General features: G+C 37.3%; 13 protein-coding genes. 7 read left to right on the forward strand and 6 right to left on the reverse strand.

Annotated elements, in window-relative coordinates; all coding sequences use genetic code 11:
* Position 1: 1 nt before the first annotated feature.
* On the forward strand, positions 2-1,543 hold the full coding sequence (locus L2567_RS15470) for an arylsulfatase (protein WP_235298709.1): 1,542 nt from the start codon (positions 2-4) through the stop codon (positions 1,541-1,543).
* A 115-nt stretch (positions 1,544-1,658) separates the two neighbouring features.
* Here L2567_RS15470 and L2567_RS15475 read toward each other — a convergent pair whose 3' ends face one another.
* The 4 genes from L2567_RS15475 to L2567_RS15490 form a co-directional block, all read right to left on the reverse strand.
* On the reverse strand, positions 1,659-2,315 hold the full coding sequence (locus L2567_RS15475; protein WP_235298710.1) for a DUF2490 domain-containing protein: 657 nt from the start codon (positions 2,313-2,315) through the stop codon (positions 1,659-1,661).
* Positions 2,316-2,383: 68 nt separating this feature from the next.
* Complete coding sequence (locus tag L2567_RS15480) at positions 2,384-3,145, reverse strand: carbonic anhydrase (RefSeq protein ID WP_235298711.1); 762 nt, start codon at positions 3,143-3,145, stop codon at positions 2,384-2,386.
* Positions 3,146-3,266: 121 nt separating this feature from the next.
* Complete coding sequence (locus tag L2567_RS15485) at positions 3,267-3,554, reverse strand: hypothetical protein (protein ID WP_235298712.1); 288 nt, start codon at positions 3,552-3,554, stop codon at positions 3,267-3,269.
* Positions 3,555-3,620: 66 nt separating this feature from the next.
* Entirely contained in the window at positions 3,621-4,655 is a 1,035-nt protein-coding gene (locus tag L2567_RS15490; RefSeq protein ID WP_235298713.1) for a hypothetical protein, read from the reverse strand.
* Positions 4,656-4,804: 149 nt separating this feature from the next.
* On the opposite strand from L2567_RS15490, the gene L2567_RS15495 reads away from it, so the two are divergent.
* Together L2567_RS15495 and L2567_RS15500 are read left to right on the forward strand one after the other, a co-directional pair.
* A complete protein-coding gene (locus L2567_RS15495; RefSeq protein ID WP_235298714.1) occupies positions 4,805-6,199 on the forward strand; it encodes a sulfatase in 1,395 nt (464 codons plus the stop codon).
* 150 nt (positions 6,200-6,349) lie between these two features.
* Entirely contained in the window at positions 6,350-9,127 is a 2,778-nt protein-coding gene (locus tag L2567_RS15500) for a TonB-dependent receptor (protein ID WP_235298715.1), read from the forward strand.
* Here the strand turns inward: L2567_RS15500 and L2567_RS15505 are convergent.
* Positions 9,083-10,129: a hypothetical protein gene (locus L2567_RS15505; RefSeq protein WP_235298716.1), complete on the reverse strand. Its 1,047-nt coding sequence runs from the start codon at positions 10,127-10,129 to the stop codon at positions 9,083-9,085. The genes L2567_RS15500 and L2567_RS15505 overlap by 45 nt on opposite strands.
* An 84-nt stretch (positions 10,130-10,213) precedes the next feature.
* Positions 10,214-10,801, reverse strand: coding sequence for an RNA polymerase sigma factor (locus L2567_RS15510; protein ID WP_235298717.1), 588 nt, complete (start codon positions 10,799-10,801; stop codon positions 10,214-10,216).
* A gap of 195 nt (positions 10,802-10,996) precedes the next feature.
* Here L2567_RS15510 and L2567_RS21155 point away from each other — a divergent pair, with 195 nt between their 5' ends.
* From L2567_RS21155 to L2567_RS15530, 4 genes are all read left to right on the forward strand, one after another.
* Positions 10,997-12,016, forward strand: coding sequence for a FecR family protein (locus tag L2567_RS21155; RefSeq protein ID WP_235298718.1), 1,020 nt, complete (start codon positions 10,997-10,999; stop codon positions 12,014-12,016).
* Positions 12,017-12,132: 116 nt separating this feature from the next.
* A complete protein-coding gene (locus L2567_RS15520; RefSeq protein ID WP_235298719.1) occupies positions 12,133-15,540 on the forward strand; it encodes a TonB-dependent receptor in 3,408 nt (1,135 codons plus the stop codon).
* Positions 15,541-15,580: 40 nt separating this feature from the next.
* Positions 15,581-17,428, forward strand: coding sequence for a T9SS type A sorting domain-containing protein (locus tag L2567_RS15525; protein WP_235298720.1), 1,848 nt, complete (start codon positions 15,581-15,583; stop codon positions 17,426-17,428).
* Positions 17,429-17,655: 227 nt separating this feature from the next.
* Positions 17,656-19,044 (forward strand): sulfatase, encoded by a 1,389-nt coding sequence (locus tag L2567_RS15530; protein WP_235298721.1) that lies wholly within the window; start codon positions 17,656-17,658, stop codon positions 19,042-19,044.
* The last annotated feature ends 3 nt before the right edge of the window (positions 19,045-19,047 follow it).

The raw sequence follows: 19,047 nt of genomic DNA on the forward strand, positions 1-19,047 counted from the left end.
CATGTATAAAATTTGGTCATACCTTCTTTTATTAATTGTGCTTCAGGTCAATGGTATTATTGCCCAGGATGAGGAAAAACCAAACGTCATATTTATACTTGCGGATGATCTCGGTTACGCAGAAGTGGGTGCTTTCGGTCAAGAAAAGATAGAAACGCCAAACATCGACGCTTTAGCAAAGGATGGAATGAAATTCACTCAATTTTATTCTGGTGCTCCGGTTTGTGCACCTGCTCGTGCGATCTTACTTTCCGGTCAACATGCTGGACATGCCTTTATTCGGGGTAACCATGAGTGGGGATCAAGGGGTGATGTCTGGGATCATAAGGCCATGCTGGCTGATTCAAGCCTTGAGGGTCAACATCCCATTCCTGCTGAAACTATTCTCATCCCTGAATTATTAAAAGAGCAAGGTTATGCCACAGGAATGATAGGAAAATGGGGCCTGGGTGCTCCTCATTCTGAGTCCGTACCAAATTCTCAAGGATTTGATTACTTTTTCGGATATAATTGTCAACGTATAGCGCACACATTGACCCCAACCCACATGTGGGAGAACAATCAGAAGTATCACTTAGATAATGACACTTTGCCACCAAGAACGGGTTTAGACATAGGTGCAAACCCAAAAGATCGCACGTCGTATGAGAAATATGATCAAAAAGACTATGCTCCGACGGTCTCATTTGAAAAGTTGATGGATTTTGTCAAAGTCAATAAAGAAAATCCCTTCTTTTTGTACTGGGCTACTCCGATTCCACATGTCCCACTGCAGGCTCCACGAAATTGGATAGATTATTATGTTAAGAAATTTGGTGAAGAAGATCCATATTACTTCTATGAGAATGAAAATGGTTCCTATTTTCCAGCCAGATATCCACGTGCAACATATGCCGCCATGGTTTCGTACCTGGATGAAAATATTGGCAAATTGGTCCAATATTTAAAGGATGAAAACCTCTATGACAACACCCTAATTATTTTTACTTCTGATAATGGACCTACCTACACGGGCGGAAGTGATTCGGAATTTTTTGATAGTGCAAAGCCTTTCTCTAGTGAAAATGGCAGAGGGAAAGGTTACGTATATGAAGGAGGAATCAGGGTGCCAATGGTGGCTACATGGCCCGATCGAATACCTGCCAATACTGAAAGTAACCTGATAGCTACTTTTTATGATGTTATGCCGACGCTCAGTGAAATCACAGGAAGCAAGGTTTCTCCGAATGCGGACGGAACAAGCTTTGCTCCAACTTTAACAATGAGAGGAGAACAAGTGATTCCAGAATATCACTATTGGGAATTTGCTGGATACAATGGACAAATTGCTGTCCGAATGGGAGACTGGAAGTTTGTTTGGAAAGATATACAAAAAGGTAATAAAGAAGTGGAGTTGTACAATCTGGTAAAGGATGTCAAAGAAAGAAATAATATCGCTGATCAGCATCCTGACCTGGTTTCTAAGTTTTTTGAGATCGTAAAGAAGGAGCATATTACTGCAGAGGTAGAAAGATTTAAGATGGATGCTGTTGATAATCTCTGATTTGTAAAAATTAAAAAAGGCGCAATCCTAAGAATGCACCTTAATTTATATTTTTCTAGGCGATTAGCTTTTGCTAAAAATTTGAATGTGCACTTAATTGAAGTTGTCCTTTACTCTAGTTCACAGTTGTCTGATTCATCCAGCCAGCCTGAATTCTCAATTTTTTAGAAAACGTGTATCCCATACCCAAGTAAGTTCTATTTCTGTCGAAAAACTGAACTTCTCTATTATCTCCAATTTGACGCTCGCCATTGATAAACAATTCATTATATAATGCTACGTATGCTACGCCTTGCTCTAGACTTGAACCATTCAATGGAATATTTAGGAATAAATTATAGCGATATCGTGTTCTCAAATCCTGGCCTTCGACCCATCTTTGCTCATAGCGAATTCGATGTGTGATGAGAAACCTATCTCCCACTTTGTTAGGAATTAATGCCTCCTGATAAATTCGATTTTCATTAACCGTTTCAGTACTTTCTCCGTACTCTCCAGTCGTAATATTTGCATATCCGAGAGTGAACAGCACATCTGCGTTTTTGGGCATGTAGGTTACGCCAGTTCTCAAAAGTATTTGTTCAAGATCATTTCCCACATTCCAGAATCTAAACTGATAATCACCCTGTATTCCAAATTGACTGTTCTTAAATGATTTGTTGAAAAAATACATGTACCAAGCTCCTAACTTATCTTCATCGGGGCTATCTTGTGCCTTCAGACCTATGAGCGTGGAACCTAAAAATATTATTAATAAAATTTTCTTTAACATGATTAATATATAAGAAGTATGCTTTTGACTAAGCAAAAGCATACCATGGTTTTAAAAATTTATTAGACCTACTTACTGTTTTTAAACTTGGGTAGAGAAGTTATCGTTTCCTCTAAAAATTCAACCTTACCAGTATGTAGATTATATACTGCACCTACAATCAAAATACGACCACTTTCAAAACCTCTACTTAAAACAGGCTCAAGCTCTCTCAAAAGCTCAACTTGTTCTAAAACATTCTCCTTCACCGCCAGATTTAGAGACTCATCTTCCGGTAGATTTGCAGATTTTGCCTTCAATGATGCAGGTTTAATTGAATTTATTAGTGTAACGACATGTCCCGGTGGATTTTCAGGTAATTTCATCGCAGCTTGAACTGCTCCACAAGATTCGTGTCCAAGAACAACAATTAAATGTGTATTGAGTACTTCAGTGGCGTATTCAATGGTGCCATAAGAGGCTTCAGCCATAACTTGACCTGCGGTCCTGGTTATAAATAAATCTCCTACACCTTGGTCAAAAATAATTTCATTAGGAACCCGGCTATCTGCGCATCCGATAATGGTTGCAAAAGGCTTTTGACCTAATTCATTATTTTTAAGATCTGCATCCGTCTGTCTTGGATTGATGCTTTTGTTTTCTGCAAATCTTTTATTTCCGTAGATTAATTTCTTAAGTCCGTAGTATGGATCTAGATAAGCACTATCTCTATCAGCAAAATATTGATCTTCCTCTAAATTGAGAAGTTTGGCTATAGTGTCCTGAGCGAATAAGTTTGAAGAAGAAAATAAGAAAATCGATGCAACTATAATTTTAAATAACTTTTTCATTTTTTTTATATGTTAGTTTATACGCTCTATTTTTTAAAGAGCATATTTGTTAAATGCTAGTCGTCCAAATGTACTTTGTCAACTGCGTTAAAATTTAGAACTGAATAAATTAAAATGAATGTTATTCTTCGGGAGGGATCTCTACAGTGAGAATATATGGATCAGAGTAAAGGGTTTCTAGATTTGACTTAATCGAGCTTTCAATATTCTCATTAATGGTTATATTGATATCTTCATTATCAAATGTGTAAAGCTTCTCCTCCTCGAACCCCAACTTCTCTTGACCTTCAAAATTTTCAATGATGTTAAAAGTGCTATTAGCATCCCAATCATAATTTATGATTGAAAGAGCCATCGGAATTGAAATGATGACTATAAAAAGGATACTAAAGACTTTGGTTTTGATCATTGAATTTTGATATTACAACTATAACCTATAGCAAAAAAAAATATTCGTTTACAACAAACATTTTTTTCAAAGCTCTTGATTCATTTTTATTTCTAAGTAATATTGAAGCGTTCTATAGGTATCTACATCGGGAAAGCCATTCGAAGTGGGTTTCATCGTATTAAAATGGTTGGGTTGAAATGTAGATTCATTTTGTAATTGCTTTAAAACTTTTTGATCGTCCGGCGGATTTGGTTTTTCAATCATGGTTGGAGGTAGTGTGCCATTTCCTTCTCTTCTAATCCCCCAAATGATCTTACCGTTTTGATCTTTGACAAATCTGCCGTCTTCCTTTGTATGGACTTCAGAATTAATGGCCAGAGCTAAACCTCTGGAGGAGCCTGGTTGCTCAAAGCCGATTATAAAAGCATATCTTTTACCACCTTCAAGAGTGATTTCATCATGAGTAGAAAAATCACATCGAAAGTATCTTAAATGCCCATCTTGCTCACCAAATGATTCTTCACGACCTCTATCATAGGTATATTGATCTGTAGGTTTTATGTAAGGGAACTTACCTCCTGTAAAACTATCTAGATAGAGATACACTACACCCTCCACATAGTCATCTGCTCTGTTAAATTGATGATCAAATCCATGGGTGGCACTATCTCCTTTCGTGGTTCCATTTTCATTAATCTTAAGAGAGCTGTCGGAGCGCATGACTACTTCGTAAAAGGCAATTTGCAGGGAGGAGCCAGGAGCACCCTTCATAATGGCATTGTTTCCTCTGGAGGTGCGTAAAACAAGCGCATCAATTGTAACCGTTGTATGGTCTGGAACATTAAATACTTGTCCTAGGTCCCGATTTCTCTGGTAATAGCCAAAGCCATTTCCACCTGGATTGCCCTTCCATTCCAGATGATCGCGATCGACGTTCCTGATGCTGGTATTACCGCCTATCACGTCTTCATTGTTCTTAATGTGATGAAACAAGCCTGCCATCCATTTTTGATCAGCCTCGTAAGACTTGCCCAGGTCTTCGATGGTAAACGTTTTTTTACTACGCTTACAGCCTAGAATGGAAAGACATATTACAAGCGCGAATAAGAGGTGTTTCATGACACAAGTTTTGAAACTCATTGAAAAGATAAGACTTATGTGTAAATTAAAATTGATATTCGCAAAGAATGGAGGCATAGCTTGTATTTGAAAAAGTAAATGGGTATTGAAAATTGTACCTTTCTAACATGGGAAAAGATCACGTTAAAATGAAGCATTTCAGTCTTATCTTTCTTTTACTCTTCATAGTGGCAGCTAAGTTGACCTGTCAGAAAGCATTGGAAAAACCCAACATCGTTTTTATCCTGATCGATGACCTTGGATGGGCAGATCTAGGGTTTATGGGAAACACCATCTACGATACGCCTCATCTGGATCAATTGGCTTCAAGAGGAATGGTTTTTAATCAAGCATATGCACCAGCTGCGAATTGTGCACCCAGTCGAGCCTGCATCATGTCTGGCAAAAATACCCCTTCGCATGGCATCTACACAGTAGGGAATTCGGAGCGTGGAAAGTCTGAGGATAGAAAGTTGATACCCATTAAAAATAAAACGGTTCTTGAGGACAGCATCTTCACAATAGGTGATTTCCTCCAAAGTCATGGATATGTCACAGCATCGATGGGTAAGTGGCACTTAGGTGATTCACCCTTGACGCAAGGTTTTGATGTCAATGTTGGTGGCTTTAAAGCAGGGCATCCCAAGTCCTATTTCAGTCCGTACAAAAATCCTGAATTGGAAGATGGTCCAAAAGGTGAAAACCTTACAGATCGACTCACCGACGAAGCATTGAAGTTTGTGAATGCAAATAAAAATAAGCCATTTTTTCTATATCTCCCACATTACACTGTGCATACGCCATTACAAGGAAAAGAGGAATTGGTCTCAAAATACGAGAAAATCATTGGTGATGACGAACGGTATGATGCCAGATATGGTGCCATGGTAGAAAATATGGATGCCAATGTCGGTAGGTTGTTAGAAGGCCTGGAGATTGCCGGAGTGGCTGAAAAAACAATGATCATCTTTTTTTCAGACAATGGAGGGTTATCCAGTATTTCCAGGCAGACCCCTTTAAGAGCAGGGAAAGGAAGTTATTATGAGGGTGGTATACGGGTTCCAATGGTTGTTAAATGGCCTGGGAAAGTAAAACCTGGGATAGTCAGTAATGAGATGGTTTCGGGATTGGACATATTCCCTACCCTGGTTGAAGTGATGGAAAACGAACAAGGCTTTGAGTTTGACGGCGTTTCACTAGTCGAACTATTGCTTGAAGAAAAACCATTATCTCCCAGGAGTCTTTATTTCCATTTTCCAATTTACTTACAAGCATACAACCAAATCACGGACGATGGTCGAGATCCTTTGTTTCGAACCAGACCCGGCAGCGTCATTAGAAAGGGTAATTGGAAACTACATGAATACTTCGAAGATGGCAGCCTGGAATTATACGATTTGAGCAAGGATGTGGGAGAAAGGAATAATCTTATAAAAGCATATCCTGAAAAAGTAGAGGAGCTGCATCAGCTTTTAAAGTCATGGAGAGTCAAATCAAAAGCATCCATTCCATCAGAATCAAATCCGCTATATCAAGAAAAATAGATCATTACATGTAGTACAACATGTTTAATCTGTCGTTCACAGATTTTCAACTTTCGTAAAGAACATATTACGCTTCAATTTCTTACAATGGTAGGTCTGGATAGATAACTTTTTCTAAAAAGGACCTTACGTACTAAAAATTGAAAATCCATGATGAAGTTAATATCCACAACCTTATTTATACTCTTAACAGCATTCACTTTTGCACAAAAGCTTTCCATTGAAGGAAAGGTGGTTGACGCCAACGGTGGAGAACCCATTATCGGTGCTACCGTTTCATTGCTTCAGTCCACAGACTCATTGTTGTTAGCAGGAGAAATCACGGATATAGATGGGACTTTCAAGATTAGTGATGAAAAAAAGCGAGATTTTTTGTTGAGGATTTCATATATCGGCTATGAGACACTATTCAGAAGTATTAATTCCGAAGATGATGTAGATTTAGGTACACTCAATCTTTATCAAGCCAGACAGGTGCTGGATGAAATAGTTGTCGAGGCAGAGGTGGTCACAGGAGAGCAACGCGGTGACACAGTCGCGTACAATGCTGCGGCATTTACAACACTTAACGATGCAACTACTCAGGACTTGCTTACGAAAATGCCGGGAATCGTCATACAAAATGGTCAGGTTCAGGCTGAAGGAGAAACCATTCAAAGAGTCATGGTCGATGGGAAAGAGTTTTTTGGGGGTGATGTCAATACTGCATTGCAAAGTTTGCCAGCTGAAATGATCAAAAAAATTGAAATCTACAATCGTAAAAGTGAAAAAGCGATGTTGACAGGATTTGATGATGGGAATGAAGAAAAAACGATCAATATTGTGACCAAGGCCAGCAAGAAAATTGGCCAGTTTGGTAAAATGACAGCAGGATATGGCTCCAGAGACCGATATCAGGCAGCCGCCAGTGTTAACTTCTTCAAAGATGATCAGCGATGGACCGTAACAGGGATCAGCAATAATATCAATGTGACCAATTTTACTGCAGACCCCAATAGTCAGGGTGAAGAACGTACTCAAGATGGTGAAATTAATACGAACAACGTCGGCTTGCAATACAGCAATACTTTTTTCAATAAACTGGATGTAAGTGGAAATTATGGTTTTAGTAACCGTAGAAATGTGGCCGATGGCGCATTGATTAGAGATTACATTCTTCCTTCCAGATCCGATCAGGTTTATGAAGAATTCAATTCAACTGAAAGGAATGACTTCGATCATAGGCTTAATATGAGAGTAGAATACAGAATCAGTCCCAGAAATACATTGATTTTTCTTCCCAGGATAGGCATTAAAAATGATATCAATGATGATCGTTTTTTCGGTTCTACCAGCATCGCCGGTGACGCACTCAATCAAACAACCAATGAGTCTCAATCCAATAATTTTGATAATGACTATAGTGCAAATCTGCTATTTAGTCACAAGTTTTTAAAGCCGGGAAGGAGATTGACCTTAAGTGGAAATACAGAATATCATAACAATGAAGACGATGCGAATCGTAGGGCAGAGAATGTATTTTTCCTGGAAAATGGACAGGAAACAGAATTATTAAATCAGAATATAACCAGAGAACGTGAAGGATTTGATATAGAAGGTGGATTTTCATATGTAGAGCCAATCCATCAAAATGGTAAGATAGAGCTTGAATACGAGTTTAGAAATCGTAAAAATGATTCTGAAAAATTACTATTCGACCTTTTTGAAGAGCCGATTGATCCTTCGCAACGACGAATTTTAGAAACAGCACTAAGCAATGTATTCAACAACGAATACATGACCAATGAAGCCGAGCTTGGGTATCAGTATCAAAATGATAGATTCATGGCCCAGTTTGAGTTACAGTATCAACGAGCGGATTTAAATAACGACCAACTTTTTCCGGTTGATGAAGACCTAAATAGGACGTTTTACAGTTTGTTGCCGGATTTTAGACTGGAATATCAAATCACAGATAATTCTAATTTTGAATTAAATTATTACACCTGGACAAGAGAGCCACGTGTGGGTCAATTGCAGGAAGTGATCGACAATACGAATCCGTTACAACTCAGGATAGGAAATCCGAATTTGGATCAGGAATATAACAATAGATGGCGCTTACGCTACCGATTAAGAAATCCTTCGAAGGAAACGTCATTTTATGCAGGCATGCGGGCTTCGTTGGTTAACAATCAGATTACCTCCACCACGTTTATTGCAGAAGAGACTTTTCAGGTTAATGATGATGTTACACTTGAAAAGGGAGGGCAGCTGATCAGGCCTCAGAATATAGATGGTAATTGGGATATTGGAACCTTTGTCAACTTTGGTAGACCGATTAAAGTGATCAAATCAAATTTTAACATATGGACTGGAGTGGGATACAGACAATTACCTGGAATTGTTAATAATGAAAAATCATTTACCAATAGTACTGGTTTTAGACTGGGTTTGAATTTAAGCAGTAACATCAGTGATAAAGTGGATTTTAATATCTCTACCAGATCAAGCTATAATATTGTTGAAAATTCATTAAGACCACAGTTGAATAACAATTTTTTCAGGCATTACACCAGGGTCAATTTTAATGCTATCGTTTGGAAAGGAATTACTTTGAGAACGGATATCAACCATTCATACCTTGATGGCCTGGCAGAAGGAATAGATAATTCTTTCTTATTAGTCAATGGCAGTATTGGTAAGAAAGTAATGAAAGATGATAGAGGGGAAATCAGTTTGAGGGTTTATGATCTGTTTCAGCAGAACAATAACATTGACAGAGAAATTACTGAAATTTATATCCAAGACTCGGAAAGGACAGTTCTTCGGCGATATTTCATGCTTTCATTTACTTATAATTTGAGACATTTCAACTCGGGAGCATCACTAGATGATTTTGAGTTAGGAGACGACGGCAGAGACAGAAGGAGAAGAAGGAGAGGTTAATAATGTGAAGAGTAATTTTGGCGTATCGGCATGAAAAGCAATGGTTTTAAATCTTTTCTTTGTTCCGAATAGACCTTGAAGTTCATAAGGCTTTGTCAAGCTTAGTATGACATTGTGAGACTCCAAATCACTAAAAGGAGAAAGTGTAATATGCATTTCATGTTTGGTCAACCTTTTCCTTGAACACTCGATGTTTTGTATATCTGAACGGTCGATCAAAACCTCTCTCATCATACCGTATTTTAAATAAAGTTTATCATTGGTGACTTGTATGGGCCTTTTAGAGAGAGACCTTAGCCAACCAAAAAATTGGAATATAGTATATATGCTTAAGGCGGTTAGCACCCATGCTGCCGTATTTGACCACTTTTCAAGCAACATGTGAACAGCAAAAGTTTCAATAACGATAATAAAAATGAGGATGGCCATTAAGGCTGGTGTACCACTTTTCAAATGATAAGTGAATTCATGACTTTGATATCTTTTTTTCTTCCAATCAAAAAAGCCATAGTAAAAAACAGCAATTTCTGAGGTCAATATTTGCGCATAAAGTACTGGAAATAATTGGTTACATGTCTTCTTTAGAACGGTGTAAATATCTGCCTGACTTCTATGTTTTTTTCTGAAATTTATAATGACCTGGCGAACTTTGAAAATGATATAAGTTAGTATTCCAATTTCAAGAAGGGGTAGCAAGTAGATCTTAAAGTAATTGATATACATCTTTTGATCTTCCTGAAATAAAATGGATCCTATTAAATAGCCTGACATCAGGACGGGTATAATCGTAGCTGTTGAAATTTTTGACTTTCTGATGGTTAAAAAATATACCAGTGGTACCGTAAATAATAGATCAATACTAATAGCCAGAGTTAGGTTATTTTGTCCTTCGTAGTATGATGATTTGATCAATAAAGCTAAAAATACAAGGATCAGGGATGGAAGCGCAAGTTTGAAAACGATGCCTAGAGGAAAAGTAAGAGATGGTGTAGATTTTGCCATTGAAGTCAATAACTGATGGAGCGTAAAGATAGGTAATAAGTATCAAATACGAATAAGAGGAGCCGTTGTATAGTGAAGTTGCTGTTAGAAAAAATAGAATCCAAGATTACTCTTTTTAACATCGCTTTCGGCAAATTCATTGCGCATTTTGATCAGTGCCCTTGATAAATGATTGGCTGTTACTTGATATGAAATACTTAGAGTTTCAGCTATTTCCGGCAACTTTAAATCCAGACTATACTTTAAATATATTATTTCTCTTTGTAAAGGGGATATTCGTTCAAGTAACCCTACTATGACTTCCGACGTATATTGCTTTTCTTCATTATGAATGACAATATCTTCATGACTAAAGGTTAAGTGAATGGCTTTTAATTCGTCTTTATTTGAAGAAATTTTGATTTTCATGACATTTTTTAAATCGCTTAGCAATCTTCTTCTATAAGAACTTATGAGGTAGGCCTTTACATTATAGACCTTTTCAGAAAGATTTTCCCTGTTTTCATATAAGTACATAAAAAAATCCTGGATGCTATCCTTGACTAGATCTTCTCTTTGGGTAATCTTTTTCCCATAATCATACAAATAGGAGTAGTAATTGGTGAATAGCATGGAGAATGCAGCTTTATCACCAGTCTTAAATTTTTTCCATATTCTCTTATCGACAGTCATCAAGTCTTAAAATCAGTAAGTTTTAGATTATTAGTTTACACAAATTAAGTAAAATAATCTGCTAATTCATATTGCATAATATTGGTTAATAAAGTAAAAGTTGAAAAATAATTCCTTTTAATGGGTTAAAATTTGAAAAGATTGTTCTCTATAATAATAGAACACAAAAATTATTATATCTCAATCAAGCAAATAGTGCACGAAAACAAAAAGAATATAAACGATTTACTCAAATCAGACAGTTTCAAGCAATATGTTGCGGGAGACGATGACAATGATCCATTTTGGAAAGATTGGGTAAATAGTAATGCTGAAAATCAATTACTGGCAGAACAAGCAAAAAATATTATTCTGGGTTTGCAGTTCTCATTTAAGTTAGAAGAACTGAGTGAGCAAAAAGTAAATGCTGAGCTGAAACGAACTTTAGATAAGATTGAAATTGGAGAGCAAGGTAAAATCTTAAACTTAGATTCTGTGTCTAAGAATAAGCGCGCTTTTACATGGATGAAGGCAGTTGCTGCTGCTCTGATTGTGCCAATAGTTGCGATTTTATCGTACTATTTTATGATTAACCCAACCATTTCACATCATTCAGATTTCGGAGAGCAGATGGTCATTATTTTGCCTGATGATACTAAAGTTAGTTTGAATGGAAATTCTGAATTAACCTACAGGAAAAATAATCCAAGAAATGTATATCTCAAGGGTGAAGCTTTTTTCAATGTTGAGAAAAAACCGGAAACTGGTGAAAACTTTTTAGTAGTAACAGATGAGGTGGTAGTGGAAGTACTAGGAACAGCATTTAATGTAAATGAAAGAGAAGACCAAACAGAAGTTGCCCTTGAAGAAGGGGGTGTTAAGTTAAGAGTCACTGATCATGATTCACAAGATATTTTAATGGAACCAGGTGACGTCGTCACTTATTCTTCAAGAACGAAAGAAGTTTTTACAAAGAAAGTAGCAGAAGTGCAACCGTTGGTGTCATGGAAAGATGGGGTACTTGAGTTTGAGGATGCTCCCTTGGAATTGGTAATGAAAAGAATAGAGGAAATTTATGGCTATACTACTTCTTATGAAAGTGAAGAGCTGAAAAGTAGAAAAGTTTTTTTCCCCCTACCTTCCAATGATCTCGAAAAAGCCATTCGAATTTTGGAGAAGACTTTAGGTATGGAAGCTGAATTATTGCGAGAAGATCGCAAAATCAGTTTAAGATAGTAGTTCAAATCTAAATTTTTTAATGTGCACTAGACCTTTGGTCTAGACTGTGATTGTATTAAGAGATAATCACCTGGGACGTTTATTGATTTTACTGTGATCTTTAAAAATTGAATATGAAACTGACCTTACATAAACTCGTGATTGTAATAGGCCTTAGCTGCCTAGTACTCAATTTCAATCAAGCGAAATCATTATTTCCAGACCAACAAGAAATATTGTTGACTGAAGCCTTGGAATTATTAAGTGAGAAGTACCAAATTTTCTTTGCTTATGATGCTGATTTGCTAAGAGGTTTGAAAGTCGATGATCAATTCCTAAATGGCCAGTCTTTAGAAGAAACAGTCAATAATCTTTTAGAAGAAACAGGGTTGCTCTATGATAAAATAGACGATAAATACTGTGTTATCTATAAAGATGACCGTAAGGGGAAGAGGGATAAAAAGAAGTTGGAAAGAAAAATAAGAGAAATTGAAGCCATAAAGTCAAAGGGAAATATTAGCATCCAAAAGAGCAAGGTACGTGGAACTTCTAAAATGCCAGTTGAAGGGGTTTTGAAAGGAATAAGAGAAATTGAGACTAGAACGGAAAGGAGGAGAAGAAAAGAAAATACGAATATCAAAGGTATCATCACCGATGAATCTTCAGGAGAAACATTAATTGGTGCTAATGTAGCCTTAATGGGATCAAGCCTTGGAGCTGTTACTGATTTAAATGGTGAATACATTATATACAATGTTCCGACAGGTACATATAATCTACAGTATAGTTATTTAGGGTACAAGACCGTTGTCAAAGAAAATGTTGAGATCAGTGGAAGCGAGCCAATCGTAATTGATGTTGCTCTTGCGCCTGAAAGTATTATGGGAGAAGAAGTGGTAATCACAGCTCAAGTCAAAGGTCAGCGGGCGGCAATAAATCAACAAATATCTTCTAATTCTATAACTAATATTGTCTCTTCCGATAAAATCCAGGATGTTCCAGATGTCAATGCTGCAGAATCAATAGGTCGTCTACCCGGGGTTTCTCTCCAAAGATCAGGTGGTGAGGGAAATAAAGTAGTTGTTCGTGGATTATCACCCCAATTTACTATCGTAGAGATTGATGGTGTAAGAATGGCAGGCGTAGATGGAGATAGAAGTGTAGGACTCAGCGTGATTTCATCTGATATGCTGGATGGAATAGAATTGACTAAAAGTTTAACTCCTGATAAAGATTCGGACGCTATAGGAGGAGTGGTAAATCTTAGGTTGAGGGGTGCAGAAGAAGGATTACACTACCGTGTGATGGCTTTAGGTGGATATAATAGTCTTGAGAATAGTTTTCGAAATTACAGATTAGGTGGGAGTATTGGTAATCGATTTTTTAACAACAAGGTAGGAGTTCTCTTTACCATAGGTCAAGAGCAGGTTATCAGATCAGCAGATCGATTCAATGCTACCTATGAAAAGAATATTGGCGAGAACGAAGAACTGTATACCACCAGTGCCACCATCACTGAACAGAAAAATGTCAGACAGAGAAGTAATGGAAGTTTGATGCTAGACTTTAAGAATGATTTCATGTCTATTAAATTCAACAATTTCATTAGTCAGATGATCAACGAAAATGAATTCAGATACAATAGATTCAGATTTAACAGCAATGACTTTAGGTTCGACATAGCAGATAACAGGCCCATTGAGCGAATAAGATCCCATTCTTTAAGATCCGAATTCGACATTCTGAGCTCAGTTCTGTCTTTGGACCTTTCATACAGCAACACTACTTTGAATGACAAACGTGATCAATATAATTTCATAGATGATACCGTACTTGGAGGAAGTAGTATTTCAGAAAACAAGAAATTGTTTGCACAACCCTCGTCCCTCATCGACGAATTTTTTGACATCAGCTCAAGTGAAAAGTCGCTTTTATTGGATAATGTCAGATCCACATCTATTAGAGATGATATTACCCAAACTGCTAACTTAAGTTGGAAGTTACCATTCACTTTTGGAGACAACATATCCGGTAATATAAAAATCGGAGGTAAATATGTTCAGAAAGAAAGAAGTAATGACACAGAAAGTCTACAGACATATTACTGGGGAGGTATTGGAATAGGAAGAGTAAATACTTATGTCAATCCAAATTATCCTGATTTCCTCACGAGAGAAGATGTAGGAATTACAAGTGCTGAAGGACTTGTTGGATTTAATTTTGACGATCCAGATTATGACTATGGAGAAATACTTAATGGCAGATACCAATTAGGTTGGTCTGCAGATTTAGAAAAATTAAAGAGTGTTCACGATAAACTTTATGAACAGTACGGTAAGAGTTTGCAATGGACACAAGGCGTTCAATCTAATCAGAATGACTTCCAAAACCTAGAGATTATGAAGGCCGCATTTATAATGGCTGAAATCAACTTTGGGAAAAAAGTAATGATTTTACCTGGTGTGCGCGTAGAGGAAATGAACACCACTTATACCGGCAGTTATTTATTGGAAGATAATTTTGATCCAGATGGATTAAAGTGGGTTAAAGAAGTTACAGCTGAAAGGCAGAATTTAAATTGGTTTCCGAGTATTAATATGCGCGTTGAATTAAATGACTGGAGCGACCTTAGAGCAGCAGCTTACAGAAGTTCCTCCAGACCAGATTACAACTTGCTTTCTCCAAGTATGATCGCAAATTTTGATCTGACAAGACTTACTTCTTACAATCCTTTCCTCAAACCTTCATTGGCCAATAACTTTGATTTAGGAGTTTCTTTTTACGCTAATAAGTTGGGTCTATTCACTGTCAATCTTTTTTACAAAGAAATCAGCGGATTAATTTATAGACTTCCGAGGTATCAACCAGAGTATTTTGATATTTTGGAAGGTGCTCCTGCATCACTCATCGAATCACTTCAGGCACCACGAGTTCTATACGATGATGATCTGTTTAAAAAATCCGGTACCTTAAATAATAATGTACCCATTAATAATCCCAATAATGCCTATTTCAGAGGTTTTGAGGTGAGCTGGCAGACAAATTTCTGGTATTTGCCTGGATTTTGGAAAGGTTTAGTTCTTGACTTGAATTATTCTTTGATAGCCTCTACAACTCGTTTTCCTTACTTGGAAATAGTGACGACCTGGGACGACTCTGGCATTATCCCAATTCCGGTAGAAACTCCTGTATACAACACAAGAGAGTCACGTATGTTAGATCAACCGGTCTCACTATTCAATGCTCGTATTGGATATGACTATAAGGGCTTGTCCACCAGATTATCCTTCAGATACCAAGGGGAAACAATTAACGGGATCGATCCGGTTCACAGCCTTTTAGATAGACGGACAGGTGATGTTTTCAGAATTGACTTGACTGCCAGGCAGCAGATTACAAAGGCCTTATCATTTTCGTTGGATTTAGCAAATCTAAATCAATTTGTAGATGATTCCTTTATAATAGCACAGGGTAGGGTTCTTCCGAGTTCCAGCGAATATTATGGATTAACGGCGCAGGCTGGGTTTAGATATGAATTTTAAAAATCAGGTAAACAATTTTATATACTTTAAACAAAATCAAATGAAGCATTTTTATACAAAGAAGCTATTATTAACATTAACTATGGCGGTGTTTGGCATCTCACTGGTTAAAGCTCAGGTTCCTCCTGAGCAAGAGGTCATCGAAATTGAAGGCGGTATTGAGAATATCGGACTTCTAGAAACAACAATCAATAGTGATACAATTGCTGGCGGAAACAGAGCAAATCCCACTAGAATTTATAGACTGAAAAAAGATCAGATCTATTATATGGAATCGCGAATTCAATTTGGTGGAGACGATGTAACAGATACTACTTCGACTTTGATCATCGAAGGAGAAACAGGTGGGAAAAAACCGATCATCTTAATGATTCCGAAAGATGGAGGTGACGCCTTTACCAATTTGGTACATGGATCACTTACTTTGAGGAATCTATATTGGCCTGTAAAAACAGTTACAGGTAAAGGAAGAGCTTTATTTCAATTATTCCGTTCTAATCAAACACTTCGTGTTGAGGACTGTGTAACAGAATATGCAGAAGGTGGAGATTTGTTTGTAATGTCAAGTGTAGAAGGAGCAGCAAGTTTTTTCTTGATCAACAGTTATTTTAGGGATAATTCACAATTTGCTAACTCCTTTAATTTTGCAGTGGTCGCGAGAGGTACAAATGGAGAAGCAATAGATACAATGTGGATTCAAAATTGTACAGTTTCCAATTCAGGTTTAACCTTCTTTGGAAAACTAAATCCCATCAAATTTGCCTTTATGGACCACAATACCATAGTTAATACTCCTAAGTATCCATTGTTCTTTGATCAATATGAAGAAGCTTATTTTACAAATAATATGTGGATAAATTGTAATTGGGAAGGTGAGTGTCAATCTACATGGGAAACTCAGTTGCCAGATGGTGTAAAAAGTGGAATTGTAAATCTGGATACGATAGATCCTATGTTGTGGGAATTAGGTCATGGCTATGTACCGGATATGAATAATGTAAAATTTATGGTTTCTAATAACCTGCATTATACCAGCCCATTCCTGGATAAATATTACGCAGGAGAATTCAATGATGTTGGGCCATACCCACTTTCAAATCGTGACTGGTCAGCAGCTATTAGTTCAGAGGATCTTCCCATACCTGTAGAAAACATCCCGATTCAATTCCTCAATGAAAAAACACTGACCTTAATCAATGACTATGAAGGTATTGTAGAAAACAGAAATTTTAACAACGAGCTTGACCCTTTAATGAAAACAAATGGAATAGCTGACCAGGAAGTTGGTGATGAGTTTGCACATTTTGCAAGGAATAATTACGGTGTTGCCAATGAGGGAGAAACTTATAACATCAACATGATTGCATTTGGAGATCAAGACCCCCAAACAGTGCCTGGTATAGAGACCGAGAATGGTGATGGATTTACGCATGCCAGTGATCTGATAGAAGATTTTTCATATGAAGCGGAGGTTAGATCCAGCATTGACGGTCTCCCTTTAGGTTCACTTTTATGGTGGCCAGACCTTCAGGATGATTACAATGAATCAGAAGCTCTTGCAAATGTAAAAGAGCATTATGAGCAAGTGTTATTGGGAACATCTGTAGAGGAGGTCAATGCTTTCTCTGCACTTTATGAATTGAGTAACAACCCAAATCCATTCTCTGAGTTCACAAGTATCCAATTTTCTCTAGATAAAAGCAGTTTGGTGAAGATTAATATCTACAATGCACAAGGTCAGTTCATCACTAATCTTGTTAATCAAAAAATGAATTCAGGAACGCAGCAGGTTAGATGGAATGTCAATGACAGTAACGCGGGTGTCTATTTTTATACCATTTCAATTGATGAGAGAACCATTTCAAAAAGGTTGATTGTACAGAAGTAAAGTAATGTAATTTCAGGAGTTCACCCCGACGATATCGGCGGGGTGACTCCAAATTTCTCATAAAGCAAATGAGTTTTTTTAGGGTCCTAGAGTAATGATCTACCGAGATTCCATGGAGACTTATGCTCACAAAATCCAAGAAATGCGAAGACTTATATTTTTTCTGATTATGATTTTCATACTCGTCGTCATGAAAAGTATTTCAATTTAAGTTTATAAACATCGAAATGAATTATCGTTTTTCCTTATATATTTTATTCTTATTTACTACGCTATTACTAGGATGTAAAAATCAAAAACAACCGATAGCTGTAAAGGTTAATTCACAAGCCAAGAATTTATTATTGGTCATAGTGGATGATTTGAACAAAACTTTGGGATGTTATGGTCATCCTACAATCAAAACCCCAAATGTTGATCGCTTGGCAGAAATGGGAATACAATTTAACCATGCGTATTCTAACTACGCTGTCTGTAATCCCAGCAGGTCTTCATTTCTAACAGGACTTTACCCTCAAACTACTCAAATTCTAGACAATAGAAAAGGTATTCAATCCACACTGGGAGACCACAAAACATTACCAGCTTTGTTTAAGCACAATGGCTATTACACGGTATCTCTCGGGAAAATTTTTCATACCAATGAAGCTAAGCATAATGATTTAAAGGCCTGGGACGAAATCAATGACTATGGCCCCACACCACTCGGGGAAAAAGGAGAAAAAAGGAATCTCACCGACGGCGTATTGAAATGGTGCTGGTGGATGGCTGCCGAAGGAACAGATGAAGATCAGGGCGATGGTCAAACTGCCAGAAGAGCAGTAGAAATCCTCGAAGCTAAGCGAGACAAGCCACTTTTTCTGGCAGTTGGTTTAAAGAAACCTCATGACCCATTCATTGCACCAAAAAAGTACTTTGACATGTATCCTTTGGAAGAAGTTCAATTACCAGAATTGCCTAAGGATTGGTCTCCTCCCTTTGATCATACGCTACCACCTGAAACAGAACAGTTTGATCAGTTTACAGAACTGGACAAAAAGGAGTTCTTACGATCCTACTATGCTTGTACGAGTTTTATGGATGCTCAACTAGGAAAGATATTGGATGCACTTGAAAGAACGAATGCAATTGAAAATACACTGATCGTTTTTATGGGAGATCATGGATATCACCTTGGTGAGCATAATTGGTGGAACAAAGTGACCTTGTTTGAAAGAGGGACAAGTGCGCCGTTCATTGTTTCTGGACCAGAAGTGCAGTCTAAGGTTAAAAGTAATGTTGCCATGATAGAATTTGTAGACCTCTATCCCACCTTGGTGGATTATTTTTCACTGGAAGATGCTTCTTCAAATCTGGAAGGTAAAAGCTTTGTGGCCAACTTCCAGAAACCTGAAAGAGCCCATAGAGCTGAAGTTTATGCGGTCATTAATAGAGGTGATATGATGGGAAGAACCATAAAGAATGAGGAATGGCGCTATGTAGAATGGGATGGAGGTAATCAAGGGGTAGAATTATACGATCAATCTAATGATCCGATGGAATATCATAACCAGGCAGATAATCCGGAATTTAAGAATGTTATTGAGCAAATGAGCAGCCTTTTAGAAAGGCATTAAAAT

Origin of the sequence: Portibacter marinus, assembly GCF_021533195.1 — a bacterium.
GTDB classification, from domain to species: Bacteria; Bacteroidota; Bacteroidia; order Chitinophagales; family Saprospiraceae; genus Portibacter; species Portibacter marinus.

Coding starts and splice junctions, on each gene's coding strand:
- L2567_RS15470 (WP_235298709.1), top strand. CDS start 2: ATGTATAAAATTTGGTCATACCTTCTTTTATTAATTGTGCTTCAGGTC.
- L2567_RS15475 (WP_235298710.1), bottom strand. CDS start 2,315: ATGTTAAAGAAAATTTTATTAATAATATTTTTAGGTTCCACGCTCATA.
- L2567_RS15480 (WP_235298711.1), bottom strand. CDS start 3,145: ATGAAAAAGTTATTTAAAATTATAGTTGCATCGATTTTCTTATTTTCT.
- L2567_RS15485 (WP_235298712.1), bottom strand. CDS start 3,554: ATGATCAAAACCAAAGTCTTTAGTATCCTTTTTATAGTCATCATTTCA.
- L2567_RS15490 (WP_235298713.1), bottom strand. CDS start 4,655: ATGAAACACCTCTTATTCGCGCTTGTAATATGTCTTTCCATTCTAGGC.
- L2567_RS15495 (WP_235298714.1), top strand. CDS start 4,805: ATGAAGCATTTCAGTCTTATCTTTCTTTTACTCTTCATAGTGGCAGCT.
- L2567_RS15500 (WP_235298715.1), top strand. CDS start 6,350: ATGATGAAGTTAATATCCACAACCTTATTTATACTCTTAACAGCATTC.
- L2567_RS15505 (WP_235298716.1), bottom strand. CDS start 10,129: ATGGCAAAATCTACACCATCTCTTACTTTTCCTCTAGGCATCGTTTTC.
- L2567_RS15510 (WP_235298717.1), bottom strand. CDS start 10,801: ATGACTGTCGATAAGAGAATATGGAAAAAATTTAAGACTGGTGATAAA.
- L2567_RS15520 (WP_235298719.1), top strand. CDS start 12,133: ATGAAACTGACCTTACATAAACTCGTGATTGTAATAGGCCTTAGCTGC.
- L2567_RS15525 (WP_235298720.1), top strand. CDS start 15,581: ATGAAGCATTTTTATACAAAGAAGCTATTATTAACATTAACTATGGCG.
- L2567_RS15530 (WP_235298721.1), top strand. CDS start 17,656: ATGAATTATCGTTTTTCCTTATATATTTTATTCTTATTTACTACGCTA.